Genomic DNA, 20,605 nt, shown 5'->3' on the forward strand with positions numbered 1-20,605 from the left:
TTCGCTTCGTCAAAACATCTCCGCCGGCAGGCTCATCAGCGTATCGACTCCCGCCGTGATGCGCGCCAGACGAAAGCTCGTCTCGGGCAGCATCTTCTCCATGAAGAATCTGCCTGTCGTCAGCTTGGCGTCGAGCCAGGCGCCGTCGCCGGCGCTCTCCTTCTTCTTGTCGAGCGCGGCGCGGGCGATGCGCGCCCATGTGTAGCCGAGCGCCACGCGGCCGAAGAGATGCATGTAATCATAAGATGCGCCGGCGCCATTGTCGGGCTTGGCGAGCGCATTCTGCATCAGCCAGATCGTGGCCTTTTGCAAATCGCCGAGCGCGGCCTTCAGCGGCCCCACGAAGGGCTTCATCTCGTCGGCGCTCTCATGGGCGATGAAGTCGCTCACCTCCGCGAAATAGGCCATTGCGGCGCGGCCATTGTCCTTGGGCAATTTGCGGCCGACGAGATCGAGCGCCTGAATGCCATTGGCGCCCTCATAGATCATGGTGATGCGGGCGTCGCGCACGAATTGCTCGACGCCATTCTCGTCTATGTAGCCGTGCCCGCCCCATATCTGCTGCGCCTTCACCGCGCTCTCGAAGCCGAGATCGGTGAGCACGCCCTTCAGCACCGGCGTCAGCAGGCCGAGACGATCGTCCGCCGCCTGACGCGCCTTGGCGTCCTCTGATCGATGCGCGATATCGCTGTCCAGCGCGGTGGCGAGAGCGAGGCCGCGCGCCGCCTCGTTGAAGGCCTTCATCTCCATCAGCGCACGACGCACGTCGGGATGCACGATGATGGGATCGGCGCCGCCGCCGGCGTTCTTCGCGCCGGTGAGCGCGCGGCCTTGCAGGCGCTCCTTGGCGTAGGCGGCCGCATTCTGATAGGCGACCTCCGATTGCGCGAGTCCCTGCACGGCGACGCCGAGCCGCGCCTCGTTCATCATCACGAACATCGCATTGAGGCCCCGATTGGGCTCGCCGACCAGAAAGCCCCTGGCGCCGTCATAATTCATCACGCATGTGGCGTTGCCGTGAATGCCCATCTTATGCTCGAGCGCGCCGCAGCGCACCGCATTGCGCGCGCCGAGCGTCCCATCGGGATTCACCTCGTATTTCGGCACGATGAAGAGGGAGATGCCCTTCACCCCCGCCGGCGCGCCTTCGATGCGCGCGAGCACCAGATGTATAATGTTCTCGGAAAGATCATGCTCGCCCGCGGAGATGAAAATCTTCTGCCCGGTGATGGAATAGGAGCCGTCCTCGCGCAAGCTCGCCTTGGTGGTGAGCAGGCCGAGATCGGTGCCGCATTGCGGCTCGGTGAGATTCATCGTGCCGGTCCAGCGGCCCGCCGCCATGGGCGGCGCGAACAGGCGCTTCTGCTCCTCGCTGCCATGGCGCAGCAGCGCGGCGAGCGCGCCTTGCGTCAGGCCCGGATACATTGCGAAGGACATGTTGGCCGCCGAGGCGAATTCATTCATCACCACGGCCAACGTATAAGGAAGGCCCTGCCCGTCATATTCGGGCGGGACCGCCAGCCCCACCCAGCCGCCGGCGACGAATTCGCGATAGGCCTCCTCGAAGCCCGCGGGAGTCGCGACATCGCCGGCCGCGTTCACCCGGCAGCCTTCGGCGTCTCCGCTGCGGTTCAAGGGCTGCAGCCGCTCCTCGCAGATCTTCCCCGCCTCGCCGATGATCTGCGCCAGAACGTCGGGCGCAGCGTCGGCGAAGCCGGGCAGATCGCCGTAACGCTCGAAATGCAGGACGTCGTTCAAGAGGAAGAGCGTGTCGTCCACCGGGGCCTTGTAGATCGGCATGAGAGCCCTCCCTGCGCGGATCCTTTAAGTGATATCTCGATATAGGCGTTTTCCCGGTGGTCGGCCGGCTCGTCGACGATCATGCCCCTGTCCCGGTTACGAAAACGCGACGCCGAACGCGCTTGGACGCGGAAAGACAAGTCGTTCATAATGCGTGCGAATCGGGGATTCGTTGCGTGCGTCCTGCGCAGCAATAGGTAGAGAGCCGGCCCTTCCCGCGCAATAGGGGACCCACGCGGTCGGCTCCGCGCAAGCGTTAACCATTTATTTACCTTCTTCGAAGGAAAGTCCCCGGCGACGGCGTACCCCCGCCCTCACAGCGTTCCGGCGCGATTCGCGCCTCTCGAGTCGTCGCTCGTCCAGTTTTCCCCCAGCCAACACGGGTCGAGCCCGCCGGATATCCGATGACAGAGGCATTTCCCTGGAGCTTCAAGGGTATAGATCACGAAACCCGCGATGTCGCGCGCGCCGCCGCACGTCGCTCGGGCAAGAGCCTTTCTGCTTGGCTCGATGACGTGATCCAAGAAAAAGCCAATTTCGACGAGCGATCTTACGCCGTCGACGACGAGGAGCCGAACGCTCCGGCGCGCCGACGCGCGCTGCGCTCGCGTCTCTACGGACGCAATGATCGCGGCCGCATGCGCCGCGACGCCGCGCCGAGACGCGACCTGCGCGACGAGGAGCCGGAAGAGGATTTCCGCTCGCTCGCGCCGCGCGGCCGCGGCGATGTCGACGCCAAGGCCATCGTCGACGACGCCGTCGCCCTTTTCGAGCGGCGCTCCGCCGATAGCGAGCGCAAGACGGCCAACGCCCTCTCCGGCCTCGCCAAGCTGATCGACCGCAATCACACGAGCCGCGCCCGCCTCGGCGACGATATCGGCGCGGTGATGGACCGGCTCGGCCGCATAGAGGAGCGCATCGCCACCCGCCCGGACGACGGCGGCGTGCGGCCGATCCGCAATGCGCTGGCCCGGCTCGAGGCGCGCCTCGACAGCCTCTCCAACGACGATCGCGCCTATGAGTTCGAGAATGCGCTCGGCGCGCTCGATCAGCGGCTCGCCGACATAGCGACGCGGCTGGACGAGGAAGCCGAGGAGCGCCGGCGCAAAGAGCGCGAGAAGCAAGAACGCGAGAAGCAAGAACGCGAGAAGCAGGAGCGCGACAGCCGGCAGGAGCGCGATCGTCGCGCCGCCGCGCGGCGTCCGCTGGCCGAGGCCGTCGCCGAGATCACCGAGCGTCAGCGCGCGCTCGGGGAGCAGGCGGGCGGCGATTTCGTCGCCAGAGCGGCCATCGAGGCGCGGCCGGCGATCTTCGACGGTCTCGCCGAATCGATCGAATCGCTATCGCGCCAGCTGATGTCGACGCGCGCCGAGCAGAGCGTGCAGGGCGAGCAGCAGGCGGCCGTCCTGGCCCAGATCGACCTTTTGCGCTGCGATCTCGAAGGCCTCTCCCGCGCCCTCGTCGATCTCGCGCCGCGCGCCTCCGTCGCCGCCGTCGAATCGGCGCTGCGCGAGCTGGCCGAGCGCGTCGAGGCCCAGCGCCTCTATGGCGTCGAGGAGATGGTGCTGGCGCCCGTCGAGCGTCTCACCGCCGATCTCGCGTCCATATTGCGCGATCTCGATCCGAGCCGCATCGTCGCCGTCCTCTATGAGGAAGTGCGCGCGCTGAACGACAAGCTCGCCGAGCATCACGCCGCCGGCGGCGCCGATCGCGCCGCCATAGACGCGATCACGCGCGAGACGCGCGAGATTCACGAGCTGCTGAAGGCGGTTTCGCGCCGTCCTCTGCCGATCGAGAAGCTCGAGGCCGGCATCGCCGCGCTGACCACGCAGGTCGACGAGCTGAGCGCCGCCGGCGCCAATGTCGCGACGGTCAAGGATGTGAGCGAGCTCGTGCAGGGCATTCGCTCCATCGTCTCCACCGAGATCGGCGGCTCCTTCGCCGCCTTCGAGCGCCGGCTGGAGGAATTCGCCGCCAAGCTCGATTCCGTCTCGACCAAATCCGGCGGAGCCAAGCGCTTCGACGAGATTCACGAGCGCATCGACCAGGTCCACAAATCGCTCGCCGCGCGCATAGAGCGCAGCGGCTCGGGCGTCGACGCGAGCAAGGTCGAGCAGCTCTTCGCCTCCTTCGCCAAGAAGATCGACGCGGCCGCGCAATCCAAGATCGTCGATCCGGTGGGCGAGCTCGGCCGCAAGATCGAGAAGCTCGAGGAACGGCTCCAGCCCGGCATTGCGCAAAAATCCGCCGAAGCCGAGCAGCTGCGCCAGATCGCCCGCAACATGGACGAGTTGCGCGCCGAGCTCGATCGCAAGGAGCGCGCGGGCGCGAGCGTCGATCCGCGCCAGTTCGAACGCCTCTTCGCCTCGCTGGCCGAGAAGATCGACGCCGCGACGGAAGCCAAGATCGCCAATCCGGTGGGCGAGCTCGGTCGCAAGATCGAGAAGCTCGAGCAGCGGCTACAGCCCGCCGCGACGACGCAGAAATCCGCCGATTCCGAGCAGCTGCGCGAGATCGCCGCGGCGATGCACGCGCTGCGCTCCGAGGTCGAGCGCAAGGGCAACGGCGCCGGCGTCGATCCCAATCAGTTCGAGCGGCTGTTCAGCTCGCTCGCCAAGAAGATCGACGCGGCGAGCGAGGCGCGCATCGTTCATCCGGGCTTCGACGAGCTCGGCCGCAAGATCGAGAAGCTGGAGCAGCGGCTGCAGCCCGTCGCCGCCAGCGCGCAGAAATCCGCCGGCTCCGAGCAATTGCGCGAGCTGGCCGAGCGCATCGACCATGTCCACGCCGAGCTGGCCGCGCGCATCGATTCGACCGCGCGCCGGCGCGGCGACGACGCCAATGTGCAATTGGCGGAGCTGGTCGGGCAGCTGGCGCAGAAAATGGACGCGGCGCTCGACCCGGAGGCCGATCGCTCGACCTTCGGCGCGCTCGAGCAGCAGATCGGCCGGCTCGCGGAACGGCTCGACCGCTCCGACATGAACGCCGACTCCTTCGCCGCCATAGAGCGCGCGCTGGGCGCGCTCTCCACCAAGGTCGAGGAGACGCGCAGCTCCACCATGCGCGTCGCCGAGATCGCCGCGCGCGAGGCGGCGCAGGACGCGCTGCGCGACGCGACGCTTCACGGCGGCCTGCAGGACGCGCTGGAGAAGGAGCTGGTGGAGCTGCGTCATTTCCAGGACGAGGCCGGCCATCGCACCAATCAGACGCTCGCCGCCGTCCATGAGACGCTGCAGCGCGTCGTCGAGCGGCTCTCCGTGTTCGAGGACGAGCTGACCGATCTGCGCAAGGCCAAGCCGGGCGCAGCCGCGGAGCCGCAGCGCGCCAAGGACGGAGCCGAGCCGCGCCGCGCCGCGCGCGTGAAATCCGCGGCGCCGGTCGGCGATGTGGAGGACATTCTGCTGGAGCCGGGCGATCGCCGCCCGCGCCGCGAGCCGATGGTCTCCCGCGACGACGATCGCTCCGGCTCTGTGCAGCAGGATTTCATCGCGGCCGCGCGCCGCGCCGCCCAGCAGGCCGCGGTCGACGCCCAGGCGGCGGCGGCGCAGGGCAAGGCCGCGCAGGGCAAGGCGGCCAAGAAGATCGTCGCCGAGCAGAAGCCGGAACCCGAGCGCGCCGCCGCTGCGGGCGGCGGCGTCGGCGCGGCGCTGCAATCCCGCCGCCGGCCGCTGCTGCTCGGCGCCGGCATGCTGGTGCTGCTCTACGGCGCCTATCAGATCGCGCGCGTCACGCTCGACAATCCGGCTCCGCAGGCTTCCGCCATTCAGGCGGAGCCGAACGAAGCGACCGCCTCCGTCGAGCCCGCCGACAAGGATGCGGCCGGCGAGCCCAAGGACGCCGCCGCCAAGGATGCGGCTCCCAAGGACGCCGCCTCGCATGAGCCGAGCGCTCCCGCCCCCGCCACTGTTTCGGCAGCCGAGCCTCCCAAGGCGCCGGCCGCCGCGCCGAGGCCGATCGGCCTTCCGGCGCTCGCGCCCGGCGGCTCCGGCGTCGGCTCCTTCGCTCCCAATCCGCAGGCTCCGGCGCCCGGACGCTTCGGCGCCCAGATCGTCGATCCCATGCCGGTCGGCGCGATCGGAACGCCATCCGCCAATGCGCCCGCCGCGCCGCGGCAGGATGTCTTCGGCGTCATCAAGGAGATCGCCGCCGCCGGCGACGCCAGCGCGCAATATGAGCTCGGCCTGCGTTATTCAGAAGGGCGCGGCGGCGCCCCGCGCGATCCCAAGATCGCCTTCCAATGGTTCGAGAAGGCGGCCGAAAAGGGTCTCGCCCCGGCGCAATATCGGCTCGGCTCCATCTATGAGAAGGGCATGGGCGTCGAGCGCGACTACGCCAAGGCGCTCTCCTGGTACAAGCGCGCCGCCGACGCCGGCAACGCCCGCGCCATGCATAATCTCGCCGTGCTGCACGCCGGCGGCGGCGACGGCAAGCCGGATTACGACCAGGCGGCGCTATGGTTCCGCAAGGCGGCCGAATATGGCGTGCGCGACAGCCAGTTCAATCTGGCCATTCTCTACGCCCGCGGGCTCGGCGTTCCGCAGAGTCTGACGCAGTCCTATCTGTGGTTCTCGGCCGCCGCCGCGCAGGGCGACGAGGACGCCGGCAAGAAGCGCGACGAGGTCCGCGCCCGTCTCGACTCCAAGGACATGGCGGCCGCAAAGGCGCTCGTCGACGGCTTCCGTCCCAAGCAGCCGGACAACGCCGCCAATGACGTGCCGCCGCCGCCCGGCGGCTGGGAGAACGCCAAGGCGCCCGCCAAGCCGGAGGGCAAGCCCGCCGCCGGCAAGCCGAAAGTCTCCGCGCTTTAAAACGCCGCGGCGACGGCGAAACGAAATCGAAACGCCCCGCGGCCAGCCGCGGGGCGTTTTCGCTTTCGACGCGCCAATTCTGCTATAAGCGCCCGACCCCGTTTGCCGCGCGGCCGAGGAGCCTCATGTCGGAAGAAGCCAAGCTCGCATTGCTCGAGCGCATCGCCGCCGCGCTGGAGCGGCTCGCCCCGCCGCCGCCGCGCGCGGTGGATTTTTCCAGCGCCGAGGCCTTCGTCTGGCGGGCGCGCGGAGAATTCTCCGCCGTCGCGGAGATCAATCGCGTCGATCTCTCGCTGCTCGAGGGCGTCGAGCGGCAGCGCGATCAGCTCATCGACAACACGCGCCGCTTCGCGCGCGGGCTGCCGGCCAACAATGCGCTGCTATGGGGCGCGCGCGGCATGGGCAAATCCTCGCTCGTCAAAGCCGTGCATGCGACGATCGCGCGCGAGAAGGAATGCGCGCGGCCGCTGAAGCTCATCGAGATTCATCGCGAGGACATAGAGAGCCTGCCCATTCTGCTCTCCTCCCTGCGTGAAAAGCCGTTCGGCTTTCTGCTCTTTTGCGACGATCTCTCCTTCGACGCCGCGGAGACGAGCTATAAATCGTTGAAGTCCGCGCTCGAGGGCGGCGTCGAGGGGCGGCCGCGCAATGCGCTTTTCTACGCCACCTCCAACCGTCGCCATCTGCTGCCGCGCGACATGATGGAGAATGAGCGCTCCTCCGCCATCAATCCCGGCGAGGCGGTGGAGGAGAAGGTCTCGCTCTCCGATCGCTTCGGCCTCTGGCTCGGCTTCCACAATTGCAGCCAGGCCGAATATCTCGCCATGATTTTCGGCTACGCCCGCCATCACGGGCTCGACGCGCCACAGGAGACGATCGAGCGCGAGGCGCTGGAATGGTCCATCACGCGCGGCGCGCGCTCCGGCCGCGTGGCGTGGCAATATGTGCAGGACCTCGCCGGCAGGCTCGGCAAGCGGCTCGACGGCTGATACGGTTTTGCGTGTCCGTCTCGTGCGATTTCCGATCGATCCATTCGGATGAAACATCCATCCCTCGCCCCGAGGAGCCCGCGAAGCGGGCGTCTCGAAGGGGTCGAAGCCGCCGCGCGCTGGATCGTCCTTCGAGGCTTTTTGCGTGCCGCAAAAAGCGCCTCAGGACGAGGGGGATTGTATTTGCCGGGCCGAGGCGATCGGCCGGAGCCGTATGAGAAACCGCTACGCGCTCGCTTCGCGCAACGGCAGCACGATGAAGAAGGTCGCGCCGACGCCGGGCTCCGCCTCGACGCTGAGGCGCCAGCCATGGCGATCGGCGATCGCCTTGCAAATGGCGAGGCCGACGCCCGAGCCCGGATAATCGACCTTGCTGTGCAATTGCTTCAGCGGCTCGAAGATCTTCTGCGCATATTGCGCCTCGAAGCCGATGCCGTCGTCCGCGATGGCGAGGCAGAGCGAGCTCTCGTCGCAAAAGCCCCTTATGTCGATCGCCGCCGGCTGGCCGGGCTTTCTGTATTTGATGGCGTTGGCCAGAATATTCTGCACCAGCCGCTGAAATTGCGTGGCGTCGGCTGTGATGGAGACCTCGGGCAGATCGATCTCCACCCGCGCGCCGGTCTCTGCGATCGTCGACGACACCGCGGCCAGCGAAAGCGCGATGGCCTCGCGCAGATCGAGCGCGGCGAGCTCCAGCTCGTCGTTCACGATGCGCGAGAAGGACAGAAGATCCTGCACCAGCGCGCGCGCCCGCAGCGCGGAAAAGCGCATGACGCTATTGGCGCGGACGATCTCCTCATGCGCGCCGCGGGAGATCGCCTGCTCCATCAGATCGCCGAAATCGGCGATCTTGCGCAGCGGCTCCTGAAGATCCTGCGAGGCAACGAAGGCGAAACGCGCGAGGCGCTCATTGAGCCGCTCCAGCTCCTCCGCATGGGCGATGAGCGCGGCCCCCTCTGCGCTCGTCTCGCAGAGATCGACGATCGTCGCCAGAATGAGCGACTCGCCGTCGCGCGCAATGGCGGAGAAGCGCGCATCGACCGGAAAATGCGCGCCGTCGCGGCGGACGCCCTCCAGGCCGAGGCCGGAGCCGCCGCTCCATGGCGACGCCTGCGGCAGAAGGCGGGCGAATGGCAGGCCGATGACCTCCGCCTCTGAGCCATAGCCGAACATGCGCCGCGCGCAGGGATTGGCGCCGATGATGACGCCGCGCTGGTCGACGAGCACGAGGCCCGCGACCGTCTCGTCGAATGCGAGTCGACGCCAATCGTCGGCCGTCGCGGCCTCCGACATTCTCCCTCCTCTGGTCGCCTCCGGCCGCGCTGCGGTTTCTCCGCGCGCATTGTCGAGCTCTCGTCTCGCCGGACGCAGTCTCCCGCGCGGGATATTGACCCGAGGCGCCGTGAAGGTAAAGAAGAAATCGACAGAGATGCGCTCGATTTGTCTCTAAGACTTCGATTACGCAGCGAGAATTGTCTTCAATTCTTCTCGAATTCTCTTCAATTCTGATAGATCACGACCAATGTCTCAGCGCATGCGCGACGAAGGCGTAGGCGATCCACAGAAAGCCGACGGACGTCACGACGAAAGTCGCGGCCGTGTAGATTTTCCAGATCGCCTTTTCCCAGAAATTCGGATCGAAAGCGGCGATGACGAAGACAGTGGGATTGGTGAAGCCGCCGATCGCCACGCACCAGCAAGCGGCGGCCGGAAGCTCGACGCCGGAGCCATAGAAGGCGACGCCGAAGCCCGCCATCATCGCATAATCGATATGGGCGCGGATCAGCGTCTTATAGTCGATCGCCAGCCTGTCGACGCCGCCGAGGGGAAACCATCTCGCGAAGGTCATCAGCCAAGCGCTGGAGATCAGGGCCGTCATGCAGGCCGCGGCGCCGATGAGCAGAACTTCCATATCGAGGACTCCTTTTGAACGAGAGCGCTTCCTCGCCCGAAACACCCGCTTTTGCTCGGGCATTTCGCCCAAAGCGCATCGGGATGATTGCCTAAGATCGAAACGGACAAAAAAACGGCCGCGTCGAACGCGGCCGTCGGTCGTTTCACGATCCGAGAGGAAAGCTCAGCGGATCACATAAGGCAGAAGGCCGAGGAAGCGGGCGCGCTTGATGGCCTGGGCCAGCTCGCGCTGCTTCTTGGCCGAGACGGCCGTGATGCGCGAGGGCACGATCTTGCCGCGCTCGGAGATGTAGCGCGAGAGCAGGCGCGTGTCCTTATAGTCGATCTTCGGGGCGTTGGCGCCGGAGAAGGGGCAGGACTTGCGGCGGCGGAAGAAGGGGCGGCGTGCTGCGGCGCTCATCAGAAAGTCTCTCCTTCGGCGCGGGGTTCGTCACGGCGCGGGCGACGGTCGCCACGGTCGCCTCTATCGCCACGGTCGGGGCGCGGGCCGCCGGGGCCGCGGCGGTCGCCACGGTCGTCGTCGTCACGCTTGCGCAGCTGTGCGGAGGGGCCCTCCTCCAGCGCGTCGACGCGCAGAGTGAGGAAGCGCAGCACGTCCTCGCTCAGGCCCTGCTGACGCTCGACCTCGGCGAGAGCCGCCGGCGGGGCGTCGATGTTGAGAAGGGTGAAATGCGCCTTGCGGTTCTTCTTGATCCGATACGCGAGGGACTTCACGCCCCAATATTCGGTCTTGGTCACCTTGCCGCCGAGCGACGTGATGATGCCCTTGAACTGCGTCGTCAGCGCTTCCACCTGCTGGGGCGAAACGTCCTGGCGCGCAAGATAGATATGCTCGTAGAGAGCCATTCTCTTGCCTTTCCTCATCGTCGCGAGCCCGCTCTCGGCGCAGAGCCCTTCGAGCCTTCAAAGGAAAGGCTCGATCGGGAAGTTCGAAGGCGGAGACACTGGAAGACGGGCGAACCCTGCCTCGGGCGGAGCCAAAGGCCTTCCGTTCAGCCCCCGGCCGGAAGCGTCGCGAAGCGCGCTTTATAGCGGCGTGGGCGCAGGATGCAAGGGCCGCGCTCAACGGCGAACGCCCAAATGGGCGCGCTCACCCTCCCCTTTTAGGGGGAGGGTCGGACCGCGAAGCGGTCCGGGGTGGGGTTCGCGGCGAAGACTCGGGGCGTTCACCCCCTCCCGATCGCCTTCGGCGCTCGACCTCCCCCCTCGAGGGGGAGGTGGAAACGCCTTTCCCGGCTCCTCTTCTCGTTCACCCGATTGCACTGGCTCAACGGCCGTCGAACCAGGCCTTCCATTGCGGGACCGCGGTCACGAAAGTGCCGCGATGCGTCGTCGGTCCGGTGGAAACGGCCTCGACGACCTTATTGCCGGAGCCGAAAGCCTGCGCATAGGTCATCGCCATGCGGCCGACGCCCTGCGTGATCGCCTCGTCCGCCTCCCCGTAATAGTTGCGAACCGGCGATTTTATCACCCAGCGATAGGCCTGCGTCGCCGCGATCAGCCGGCCGAAGGCCGAATTGGCGAAATAATGCGGATCGAAATAATCCGGCTTGATGAGCTTGCGCAGATCGGTCGGCACGGCCGCGGGATCGATCGGCTCGCGGTCATAGGCCTTTTTGGCGATGTCGTAATGCTCCTCGGCGAAGAGCGAGCGGGCGAGGCCCGGAACGCCATAGTAATTCTCATAGGAAAAGGCCGAGAGGATGAAGATGCTGTTCAGCCAGACGGCGTCGTTGGGCCGCGGAAAGTCGAGAAAGCCCTCCATGGCGGCGAAGAGATCCAGCGGCGCGCTGGCGGTGGCCGCGCCGCGCACGGCGACGCCCGCGCTCTCGAGCTTCTCCAAAAAGGCCATGGTGACGAAGCCGCCCTGCGACCAGCCCGAGAGAAAGAGCTTGTCGCTCTTCAGCTTCAAATGGTCGAGCACGCTATGACTGGCGACCAGCAGATCGTAGCAGGCCTGCTGATGGCTGGCCTTGACCATATAGCCCTCCGGCTCCTGCGAGACGCCGAGGCCGAAATAATCGGCGCCGATCACAGCGTAGCCCTGCCCGGCGAATTGCGCGATCATCAGCTGCGTCTCGGGAGAGTCCTCGGCGAAGGACGGAACCTCGTGGCGCCCGTAGACGGTGCCATGCTGGTAGGAGACCATCGGAAACGAGGTCTCCTTCGTGTCCGGCACGGCGAGCAGGCCGGAGGCGACGGTCGGGGCGTTGCCCTTCTCCGGCATGACGGAGGAATAGGTGATTCTGTACAGCTTCACGCCATTGCGCGCCGGCGTGTAGTCCACTTTGACGCCCGCGAATTTCGGCGTGTCGGTCTGCAAAATCTGATTCAGCCGATGGACGTCCCAGCGCGCCACCAGCTCGTATTTCACGCCGGAAGAGACTTCGACCGGCGCATTTCGCGCGGCGGGCGCCGCCTGCGCGGCCGCGCCGAAGAACAGCGCCGAGACGAAGATCAGCGCGCGAAGAGTGATCGGCATGAGGGAGCCTTTCGGGTTTCGGGGGAGAGTCGAGGTCATCGGCGCGCCGAGCGGCGCAAACGACGTATAGACCGCAATATTTTCCAAATCGCATCCGTCGCCGAAAATACGCCGCCGGCCTCGCCATCCCATTTCGGCCGCATTTGCTCCCGAGAAACGACGCGGACGTAAACGGAACGGAGAGCAATGGGCATGATCTCGACCTGGGCGCGCTGCGCGGGAGCTATCGCATTCGGCCTCGTCCTTTCGGGGAGCGCGCAGGCGGCCAATCCTTTCGATCGCGGCCCGGTCGCGGATTTCGTCAACAACTTCCGCCTGCAGTCGATCCCGAGCCAGGAGGTCGTCTGGAGCCATCCGCAATATAAGAAGGGCACGATCGTCGTCTCCACCAAGGAGCGGCGGCTCTATTATGTGCTCGGCCCGACGCGAGCGATCGAATATGGCGTCGGCGTCGGCCGCGAGGGCTTCACCTGGTCCGGCGTGAAGACGATCACCGCCAAGAAGGAATGGCCCGACTGGCGCCCGCCGGCCGCCATGCTGAAGCGCCGGCCGGATCTGCCCCGCTATATGGCGGGCGGCCAGGACAATCCGCTCGGCGCGCGCGCGCTCTATCTCGGCTCCAGCGAATATCGCATCCACGGCTCCAATGAGGGCGACACGATTGGCGAGGCGGTCTCCTCCGGCTGCATCCGCATGACCAATCACGACGTCGCCGATCTCTATGATCGGGTGAAGGTCGGAACCCGCGTGGTCGTGCTGAAATGACAGCGGCGCCCTTCTCGAGCTATTAACCCGCGCGACGCTATCGTGGCGGCGACGGCGGCGGAGTCTCGAGGAAGAAGATCATGCGCAAGCTCTGCATTCTGGCGGGTCTCGTCGCCGCCTATGCGCTGCTCGCGGGTTGCGACAAATGCACCCACGAGCTGCAGGACATACGCCTGCCTCTGCCGCCGCAGGCCTGCGCGCGCTGAGCGGCTTTTTCCGCGGCCGCCTTTGCTCTATACAGCGCCCTGACGCGCATCAGGGAAGGTGAGCAGATGGCGGCCGGCCGTTTCGTCGAGATGAAGAAGCGCGGCGAGAAATTCGTCGTGCTGACCGCCTATGACGCGCCGACCGCGCGGCTCGAGGCGGAGGCGGGCGTCGATATCCTCATGATCGGCGACAGCGTCGGCACCAATGTGCTGGGCTACGCCAGCGAGCGCGAGGTGACGCTGGACGATATGGCGCATCACATCGCCGCCGTGCGCCGCGGCGCGCCGGGCGTCTATTTGATCGGCGACCTTCCTTTCGCGACTTATGAGAGCGAGGCGCAAGCGCTCGCCAGCGCCGCGCGTCTCGCGCAGGCAGGCGCCGATTGCGTGAAATTCGAAGGCGCACGGCCGGAAATCGTGCGCGCGCTGAAGCGCGAGGGCTATGAGGTCTGCTGCCACATCGGGCTCGAGTCGCAGCATCAGGAGGGCAAGCGCCGCCAGGGCAAGACGGCGGAAGCCGCGGCCAAGCTCCTCGCCGACGCGCTGGCGCTGGATGCGGCGGGCGCCGATTTCCTCGTTCTCGAGCTGATCCCGCGCGAGCTCGCGGCGAAGATCACAGAGCGCCTGCGCGCGCCGACGATCGGCATTGGCGCCGGCGCCGATTGCGACGCGCAAGTGCTGGTCGTGCATGATCTCGCGGCGCTGGGAACGCGCGACTTCAAGCATAATCGCCGCTATGTGGAGCTGGGCGCGGCGCTGCGCGCGGCTATCGCCGCTTACGCGCAGGACGTTCGCGAGGGGCGCTTTCCGGCCGAGGAGAATGGCTTCTCCATGGAGGCGGCGGAGCTGACGGCATTGGAAAAGATCATCGCATGAGCGCGTCTCGCATCGGGCTTCTGCTCGTCAATCTCGGCACGCCGCAGGGCGCCGATTATTGGTCGGTGCGGCGCTATTTGCGCGAGTTTCTGTCGGATCGCCGCGTCGTCGATCTGCCGCCGCTGCTGTGGCGCCCCATTCTCGAGAGCTTCGTGCTCACCTTTCGGCCGCGCCGCTCCGCGCGCGCCTATCGCTCCGTCTGGAACGAGGAGCGCGACGAAGGCCCGCTGAAGACGATCACCCGCGCGCAGGCGGAAAAGCTCGGCGCGCGCTTCACGGAACAGAATGTCATCGTCGATTTCGCCATGCGCTACGCCGGGCCGTCCATCGGCGAGAAGATCGACGCGCTGCGCGCCGAGGGCTGCGAGCGTATCTTGCTGTTTCCGCTCTATCCGCAATATGCCGCCTCGACGACGGCCTCCGTCTTCGACGAAACGGCCCGCGCGCTGGCGCTGCTGCGCGAGCAGCCGACATTGCGCATCGTCCCGCCCTTCTATGACGATTCCGCCTATATAGAAGCGCTCGCCGCCTCGACGCGCGCGCAGCTCGCTGCGCTCGATTTTACGCCGGATGTTCTGATCGCCTCTTTCCACGGCCTGCCGCAAGCGCAGATCGATCGCGGCGATCCCTATCGCCGCCATTGCGAGACGACATACGATCGTCTGCGCGCCGCGCTCGGCATGTCGACGCAGCATTTGCGTCTCGCCTTTCAATCGCGCTTCGGCCGCGCGCAATGGATCGGCCCCTATACGGCCAATGTGCTGCAAGAGCTGGCGCAGAGCGGCGTGAAACGCGTCGCCGTGCTGACGCCAGGCTTCGTCTCCGATTGTCTGGAAACGCTCGAGGAGATCGGCGTCGAGCTACGCCATTCTTATTTGACAGCCGGCGGCGAAAAATTCGCGCGGCTCGACTGCCTCAACGACAGCGACGATGGATTGCGCGCGCTGGAGACGATCGCGCGGCGAGAGCTCGCCGGCTGGCTGGACTCGTGAGCGGCGTCAGGCTTCTGCGGAAATCTTTCCGCCGCTGATCGTGACGATGCGGTCGGCGGCGTCGAAATAGCGGTCGTCATGCGAGATGACGACGAGCGTCTTGCCGCGCCGCTTCAGATCGGGAAGAATCTCGCGATAGAAAGCGCGACGAAACGCAGGGTCCTGCTCCGCCGCCCATTCGTCGAAGACCATCACCGGCCGCCCCTCGGCGAAGGCGGACACGAGCGCGAGACGCTTGCGCTGGCCGGCGGAGAGCGCCGTTGTCGTATAGACGCCATTCTCGATCGCGGTCTTTTCCGAAATCTCCATGAGCGCGAGATAATCCTGCGCCGCGGCGGCCGACTCCTGCGAGACGCTCACATCGTCGAAAAGGAAATAGTCGAAGAAAACGGCGGAGAAGAGCTGGCGATAATCGTCGCGCTCGGCGTCGGAGACCGGCCGGCCGTCAACGAGAATTTCGCCGCTCGTCGGCGGATAGACGCCGAGAATGAGCTTGAGCAGCGTGGTCTTGCCGCCGCCATTCTCGCCGACGATGAACACGATCTCGCCGGGGCGAATGTGAAAATCCGCCGGGCCGAGCGTGAAGCCGGCGACATTCTCCTCCTGCGAATATTGAAAGGTCACGCCGCGCAATTCCACCGAGCCGAAGAACGGCGAAGGCGGCTGCGCTGCGCTTTCGACGAGCCGCGGCTCCGCCGTCGTGAAGCTCTCGGAGAGATCGACGACGCGGCGAAACGACGTCGCCGCACGGCCGAACAATGGGACATAGGCGATCATGTTATTGACGGGCGCGCGCAAATAGAGGAGCGCGACGATGAACGTCCCTGTCGTCGCGGGCGCTTCCCCCAGCGCCGATTGCGCCGCGGTCAGCGCGCCGATGACGATGAAGATGGAGGTCGTGTCGATCGCCTCGACAGTGGAGAAGATCACGAAATTGCGGGTGGTCAAATCGCGTATGCGCTCGATCCGCGCAAACAGCCGATCATTGCGGAAAACAGCGCGCCGCACGCGATTGAGGCGCAACTCCTTCGCGCCCTCGATCAGCGCGTCATAATCCTTCTGCAGCTCGTCGCGCGCGCGTCGTTCCGCGTCGAATATCTCGAAGCCGCTCGAAAGGGCGCGCCGCATGAGATAGATCGGCAGGCCGGCGAAGGCGAGGGCGACCAGCGCGAGGCGCCAGGACAAAAAGACGAGATAGGCCGCGCAGCCGAGCGCGGTGAGCACGGACACGAATAGAAAGGGAAGTCCGCGCACGAACTGGCAGATTTCGTCGACGTCGTGATTGAGCGCGGTGACGATGCGATGCCGCTGCAAGCGCTCGAGCGCCGCGACCGGCGCGCAGAGAATCTTGTCGACCAGCTCCTTGCGAAGATCGGCGACGGCGCCCTGGACGACCTCGCTGTTCGCGCGGTTCGCGACGATTTCGCCTGCGAGAATCGCCGCGCAGAGCCCAGCGAAAATCGCGATCTCGGCGGCGGCGAGGCCATTGCCGAGGGCGCGTTCGATCATGGCGAGAACGCCGACCGTCGCGAGGCTCGACGCGCCGCCCGTAAGCGCCGCGGCGAGAGCCTGCCTTTTATAGGGTGCGAGCAGACGAGCGGACGCACGCAGAAGAAACCTGTTCCGCATCTATGGCCTCGGTGAAATGAATGAATAAAATCACTGCGTCCGCCCCGTCAGCCGCCGCCACAGCTCGTCGAAGGGCCGATAGACGAAACGCACCTCATGCTTGCCCTGCGACACGGCGACGGCGCGGAACATCACATTGGCGCGGAGAATCTCCGCCGGCTCGCCGTCGATTTCCGCCGTCCAGGACGGATGGAAAATATCGTTCAGCACGACATAGCCGCCGCCGCGCGGAACGTCGGCGTCGATGACCACCTCCGTATTGCCATAGGAGCGGATGCGCGCGCCGCTCGCCTCGCCCTCCTCCGGCCGCGAATGACGGCAGACGGGCGGCTCCTCCAACAGCACGCTGGCGCGATAGTCGAGATCTGGCCAAACGCCATCCTCGATCATCTGCGCGAAATCGACGCGCGAGGCGCAGGTCGCGAGCAGCACGCGCGGCAGAGCGCGCTTATTCTCATAGACGTAAGCGTCCTTGGTGCGCGCGATGAATTCGAGACCGCCGGGCTTCAAATTCTTGTCGATCTGCTCGATCGGCACGCCGGTCGCGATGAAGCGCAGGCCGATGAGATCGGCGAGCGTCGAGCGATAGGAGGGATAGAGCTTGGAGAAGACGCGCTGATCGGGCAGCGCGAGATGGTCGCCGACGCCGGTCGCATCCTCGAGCAGGCGCAGGCGCACAGGGTTGTAGCCGAACTCCTGATCGAAGCCATGCACCAGCGAGGCGTTGGGCCAGTGGAAATCAATGCCGGCGAGCTCGACGCGGTCGCGCCGATCCGGCGCCGCCGTCGCCGCGAGGCGCGCGCGCAAGAGAGCGATCGTGTCGTTTTGCGTGTCCGCGCGCAGCACGTCGAAATTCTGCGGCGGCAGCGCGGTCGATTCATTGGGGCCATTGTTGAAGGCGAGATCGAGCGTCATCGTCGCGCCGACGGCGGCGAGCAGCGCATAACGCCGCGTCGCGAGCTGCGGCGCGAAGGCGATGACGAGAAAGGCCAGGCTCACGAAGCCGGCGCTTTCCGCGAGCGGCAGGAGCGCCGCGGAAAGATGATCCTTGCTCCAGGCGAGCGCAATGGCGAGCGCGAATAGAACGCCCAGCGCCGCCGCGAGATAGCGCAAGGGCGGCTTGCTCGGCGCATTGGCGACGACATTGAGGCCGAAGCCGGCGAGAATGGCGAGCACGGCGCAGAGCGGGAAGGTCGCGTCCGCCGGGCGGCGGAAGAGATCGACGCCCGGTATGTGAAACATCAGCGCGAAGGCCGGCGTGAAGCGGCCGAGCGCATAGAGCAGCAGCGCCAGCGCCGCGGCGGAAAAGAAGCTGATCTCGCGATTGGACGGCAGGCCGTGGCGCGTCAGCGCGATGAGCGAGAGCAGCGGCAGCGCGCCAATGTAGACGTCGCACATATTGCGCGCGAGAAAGAGATCCGGCGAGCCGAAAACCGCCGCCGGCGGTCCCCAGAAATTCGCGAGCGGACCATCCGTGCCGAAGAGATTGGCCGAGACGAAAGTGAGCAGCGCCGCCGGATGCAGCGAGCCGCGCAAGGCGCCTTCGAGATCGATGGCCGGCCGATTGGATTGCGACGCCAGCTCCATCGTCAGCAGCAGCGGAACGATGATGATGGCGATTCCGCAGGCCGCGCCGGCCGCGAGCGGCGCGATGGCGGTGGAAATCTTCGCATCATCGGAAAAGACGCGGAAGACGGCGTAGGCCGAGAGGACGAGCACTTCGAGAAAAGCGACCTGATCGCGTCCGAGCACGAGAAAGGCCGCCGCAACGCCGGCATAGGCGCCCCATTGCGCCGAGCGGCGATCGAGCGCGCGCGCGAGCAGGAAGAGCGTCACCGGAAACCAGGCGAGGCTCATCACCTGTCCCGTATGCTGAATGCGCCAGGCGGCCGAGCCGCCGAAGGCGAAGGCCAGCGCGCAGAGCAGCGCGCCTTCCGCCGAGAATTTGCGGTCGCGGAAATAGGCGATGAAGGCGAGCCCGCCCATCGCCAGCATCGCGAAGACAATGCCGTCCTCGAGCGCGAAGGAGGGCTCGGGAACGAGCCAGGCGGCGATGAGGAAGAAGGGCGAGAAGATCAGCGATTGCGGATCGGCGAGCTGCGGCGAGCCGGCGAAGACATTGGGCGTCCAGAAGGGCGATTGGCCCGAATGCAGCGCATGGGCGAGAAAGGCGAATTGCGGCTGGAAATGCGCCTTGGCGTCCCAAGGGACGGTGACGCGGCCGGACGCCCAAGGAAAGGCGAGAACCACCGCAGCGGCCAGAAAGACGAGCGCAGCGGCGCCATGGGAAACATTGGTCTGCGGACGCTCGGTCACTTCTCGGCTCACTCCGACGAATCTCGATCACGCGGCATTGCGCATGAATTTTGCGAAAGCGCAAAGGACGAAGACGGCGCCCCCACCCTCCCCTCGAGGGGCTATCGAATGCACATATCCTCCGCGCCCCACGGCGTCCTGGCCGGGCTTGTCCCGGCCACCCACGCCAGCGCACGCCGAGACGCGGTAGAAGTTTGGCGTAACGCCGAAGCTCCGGCGGCGTCCGACATGGGAGAGAATCCGTCGATGGCGGGCACTTTCCTATGGTTTCTCAGCTGCGTGGCGTGGATGGCCGGGACAAGCCCGGCCAGGACGGCTGCAGCATTTCGCAATGCGTGAGGAGATGGAAGTGCTGACCACTCTCCTTCACGCGCCGATAGCGCGCTGCGGCCGCGCCGCGGCCTGCTTTTCCGCCTCGGCGTCGAAGCGGCGCCGCGCCTCCTCGATCGTCTCGACATGCTCGAGCGCCCAATCGCCCAGCCGATGCAGCGGCTCGCGCAGAGAGCGGCCGAGCGGCGTCAGCTCGTAATCGACGCGGGGCGGTATAGTGGGATAGACAGTGCGCGTGACGAAGCCGTCACGCTCGGCCGCGCGCAGCGTCAACGTCAGCATGCGCTGCGAAATGCCGCCGATGCGCCGCCGCAGCTCGTTGAACCGCAAAGGCCCGGCGCCGAGCGATTCGACGACCAGCACGGTCCATTTGTCGCCGATCCGCGATAGAATGGCCGCAATGCGCCCGCATTGGGCGGGAACATGAATGTGACCCCGTTCCAAAAATGTGCCTCCTTGCGCGCCGCGCCGATAGGAAGCAAGCTAGCCTAAGTTACCACTTTATACCAGGAGCGAGCCGCATGACGCGCCTTTTGCACATAGACTCGAGCATTATGGGAGAGAAATCGCTGAGCCGCCGCCTCACCGCCGAGCTGGTGGAGAAGCTGCGCGGCGATATCCCCGGGCTCGAGGTCGCCTATCGCGACGTCGCCGCCGTGGCGCCGCCCATTCTCTCCAGCGCTCTCTTCTTCGCCCGCGGAGCCGGCGCGGAGCCGGAGGATGCGGCGCTGCGGGCCGAGCTCGCTACCGCCCGCACGATCCTGGAGGAGTTTCTCGCCGCCGATATCGTCGTGATCGGCGCGCCCATGTATAATTTCTCCATCCCCACGCAATTGCGCGGCTGGATCGACCATCTCGTCGTGCCGGGCAAGACCTTCGCCTATACGGCCGACGGGCTCAAGGGCCTCGTGACCGGCAAGCGGCTCATCGTCGTCTCGACGCGCGGCAGCCTCTATGCCGGGAATGAGACGCTTTCCGCGCAGGATCATCAGGAAGCCTATCTGCGCACGACCTTCGGCAATCTCGGCGTCGCCGATTTCGCCTTCGTGCGCGCCGAGGGCGTCGGCCTCGGCCCGGCGCAGAAGGAGGAGGCGCTGGCCTCCGCCCGCCGCGACATCGCCGCGCTGCAGGCCGCCTGAGCAAAAAAAACGGCCCCACGGGCGAACGTGGGGCCGAGACCTGAAGGGGAAATGACTACGTCCTAGAATTCCGCACGACCGCCGGAACGGCGGCGACTCGCGACGCCACACGCAACCGACGCGATCAATCGAACACGGAGCCCAGCGCCGCTCCGATGAGACCGAAAACCACTGCGCTGGCGATGATGGCCGGGCCGCCCAACAGGCCATAGCCCACCACCCCGCCGATGACCGCGGCGAGACCGCCGGCGATCAGCTTGCCCGTATTATTGTCCTTCTTGCCGGCCTCGCCGGACTTTTCCGCGATATTGTCGGCCATTTGCGCTTCTCCTCGAGAAGAGTAAGCCCTCGGACGCCGC

17 protein-coding genes are annotated in these 20,605 nt (G+C 66.4%); 7 read left to right on the top strand and 10 right to left on the bottom strand.

Features of this window, described 5'->3' with window-relative positions; all coding sequences use genetic code 11:
- Nucleotides 1–9 precede the first annotated feature (9 nt).
- Entirely contained in the window at nucleotides 10–1,800 is a 1,791-nt protein-coding gene (locus tag METLW4_RS0113120) for an acyl-CoA dehydrogenase C-terminal domain-containing protein (RefSeq protein ID WP_018266673.1), read from the bottom strand.
- Between the two features lie 404 nt (nucleotides 1,801–2,204).
- On the opposite strand from METLW4_RS0113120, the gene METLW4_RS0113125 reads away from it, so the two are divergent.
- Both METLW4_RS0113125 and METLW4_RS0113130 read left to right on the top strand, forming a co-directional pair.
- Nucleotides 2,205–6,608 carry an SEL1-like repeat protein gene (locus tag METLW4_RS0113125; protein ID WP_026191484.1) on the top strand — a complete coding sequence of 1,468 codons (4,404 nt, stop codon included), beginning with the start codon at nucleotides 2,205–2,207 and terminating at the stop codon, nucleotides 6,606–6,608.
- Between the two features lie 125 nt (nucleotides 6,609–6,733).
- Complete coding sequence (locus tag METLW4_RS0113130) at nucleotides 6,734–7,597, top strand: ATP-binding protein (RefSeq protein ID WP_018266674.1); 864 nt, start codon at nucleotides 6,734–6,736, stop codon at nucleotides 7,595–7,597.
- A 225-nt stretch (nucleotides 7,598–7,822) separates the two neighbouring features.
- Here the strand turns inward: METLW4_RS0113130 and METLW4_RS0113135 are convergent, their stop codons facing one another.
- The 5 genes from METLW4_RS0113135 to METLW4_RS0113155 all read right to left on the bottom strand — a co-directional run bounded on the left by METLW4_RS0113135 (nucleotide 7,823) and on the right by METLW4_RS0113155 (nucleotide 11,993).
- Complete coding sequence (locus METLW4_RS0113135) at nucleotides 7,823–8,890, bottom strand: sensor histidine kinase (RefSeq protein WP_018266675.1); 1,068 nt, start codon at nucleotides 8,888–8,890, stop codon at nucleotides 7,823–7,825.
- A gap of 220 nt (nucleotides 8,891–9,110) precedes the next feature.
- On the bottom strand, nucleotides 9,111–9,509 hold the full coding sequence (locus tag METLW4_RS0113140; protein ID WP_018266676.1) for a hypothetical protein: 399 nt from the start codon (nucleotides 9,507–9,509) through the stop codon (nucleotides 9,111–9,113).
- Nucleotides 9,510–9,674: 165 nt separating this feature from the next.
- Complete coding sequence (gene rpsR, locus METLW4_RS0113145) at nucleotides 9,675–9,911, bottom strand: 30S ribosomal protein S18 (protein ID WP_018266677.1); 237 nt, start codon at nucleotides 9,909–9,911, stop codon at nucleotides 9,675–9,677.
- A complete protein-coding gene (gene rpsF / locus METLW4_RS0113150; RefSeq protein ID WP_018266678.1) occupies nucleotides 9,911–10,357 on the bottom strand; it encodes a 30S ribosomal protein S6 in 447 nt (148 codons plus the stop codon). Before rpsF ends, rpsR begins: the two co-directional genes overlap by 1 nt.
- A gap of 421 nt (nucleotides 10,358–10,778) precedes the next feature.
- On the bottom strand, nucleotides 10,779–11,993 hold the full coding sequence (locus tag METLW4_RS0113155) for an alpha/beta hydrolase family protein (protein WP_026191485.1): 1,215 nt from the start codon (nucleotides 11,991–11,993) through the stop codon (nucleotides 10,779–10,781).
- 186 nt (nucleotides 11,994–12,179) lie between these two features.
- Between METLW4_RS0113155 and METLW4_RS0113160 the strand changes: the two genes are divergently transcribed.
- The 4 genes from METLW4_RS0113160 (at nucleotide 12,180) to hemH (ending at nucleotide 14,832) form a co-directional block, all read left to right on the top strand.
- Entirely contained in the window at nucleotides 12,180–12,758 is a 579-nt protein-coding gene (locus METLW4_RS0113160) for a L,D-transpeptidase (RefSeq protein WP_018266680.1), read from the top strand.
- A gap of 80 nt (nucleotides 12,759–12,838) precedes the next feature.
- Nucleotides 12,839–12,964, top strand: coding sequence for a hypothetical protein (locus METLW4_RS28780; protein ID WP_018266681.1), 126 nt, complete (start codon nucleotides 12,839–12,841; stop codon nucleotides 12,962–12,964).
- A gap of 66 nt (nucleotides 12,965–13,030) precedes the next feature.
- Complete coding sequence (gene panB, locus METLW4_RS0113170) at nucleotides 13,031–13,840, top strand: 3-methyl-2-oxobutanoate hydroxymethyltransferase (protein ID WP_018266682.1); 810 nt, start codon at nucleotides 13,031–13,033, stop codon at nucleotides 13,838–13,840.
- Nucleotides 13,837–14,832, top strand: a complete 996-nt coding sequence (gene hemH, locus METLW4_RS0113175; protein ID WP_018266683.1) for a ferrochelatase — start codon at nucleotides 13,837–13,839, stop codon at nucleotides 14,830–14,832. Before panB ends, hemH begins: the two co-directional genes overlap by 4 nt.
- 6 nt (nucleotides 14,833–14,838) lie before the next feature.
- On the opposite strand, the gene METLW4_RS0113180 is transcribed toward hemH, so the two are convergent.
- From METLW4_RS0113180 to METLW4_RS0113190, 3 genes are all read right to left on the bottom strand, one after another.
- Complete coding sequence (locus METLW4_RS0113180) at nucleotides 14,839–16,461, bottom strand: cyclic peptide export ABC transporter (RefSeq protein ID WP_018266684.1); 1,623 nt, start codon at nucleotides 16,459–16,461, stop codon at nucleotides 14,839–14,841.
- A gap of 30 nt (nucleotides 16,462–16,491) precedes the next feature.
- Nucleotides 16,492–18,789 (bottom strand): hypothetical protein, encoded by a 2,298-nt coding sequence (locus tag METLW4_RS0113185; RefSeq protein ID WP_245258450.1) that lies wholly within the window; start codon nucleotides 18,787–18,789, stop codon nucleotides 16,492–16,494.
- Nucleotides 18,790–19,143: 354 nt separating this feature from the next.
- A complete protein-coding gene (locus METLW4_RS0113190) occupies nucleotides 19,144–19,551 on the bottom strand; it encodes a winged helix-turn-helix transcriptional regulator (RefSeq protein WP_018266686.1) in 408 nt (135 codons plus the stop codon).
- 77 nt (nucleotides 19,552–19,628) lie between these two features.
- Here METLW4_RS0113190 and METLW4_RS0113195 point away from each other — a divergent pair, with 77 nt between their 5' ends.
- Nucleotides 19,629–20,246 carry an FMN-dependent NADH-azoreductase gene (locus METLW4_RS0113195; RefSeq protein WP_043331843.1) on the top strand — a complete coding sequence of 206 codons (618 nt, stop codon included), beginning with the start codon at nucleotides 19,629–19,631 and terminating at the stop codon, nucleotides 20,244–20,246.
- A gap of 124 nt (nucleotides 20,247–20,370) precedes the next feature.
- On the opposite strand, the gene METLW4_RS0113200 is transcribed toward METLW4_RS0113195, so the two are convergent.
- Nucleotides 20,371–20,565, bottom strand: a complete 195-nt coding sequence (locus METLW4_RS0113200; protein ID WP_018266688.1) for a hypothetical protein — start codon at nucleotides 20,563–20,565, stop codon at nucleotides 20,371–20,373.
- Between the last annotated feature and the right edge of the window lie 40 nt (nucleotides 20,566–20,605).

Origin of the sequence: Methylosinus sp. LW4 (assembly GCF_000379125.1) — a bacterium.
Classification (GTDB): domain Bacteria; phylum Pseudomonadota; class Alphaproteobacteria; order Rhizobiales; family Beijerinckiaceae; genus Methylosinus.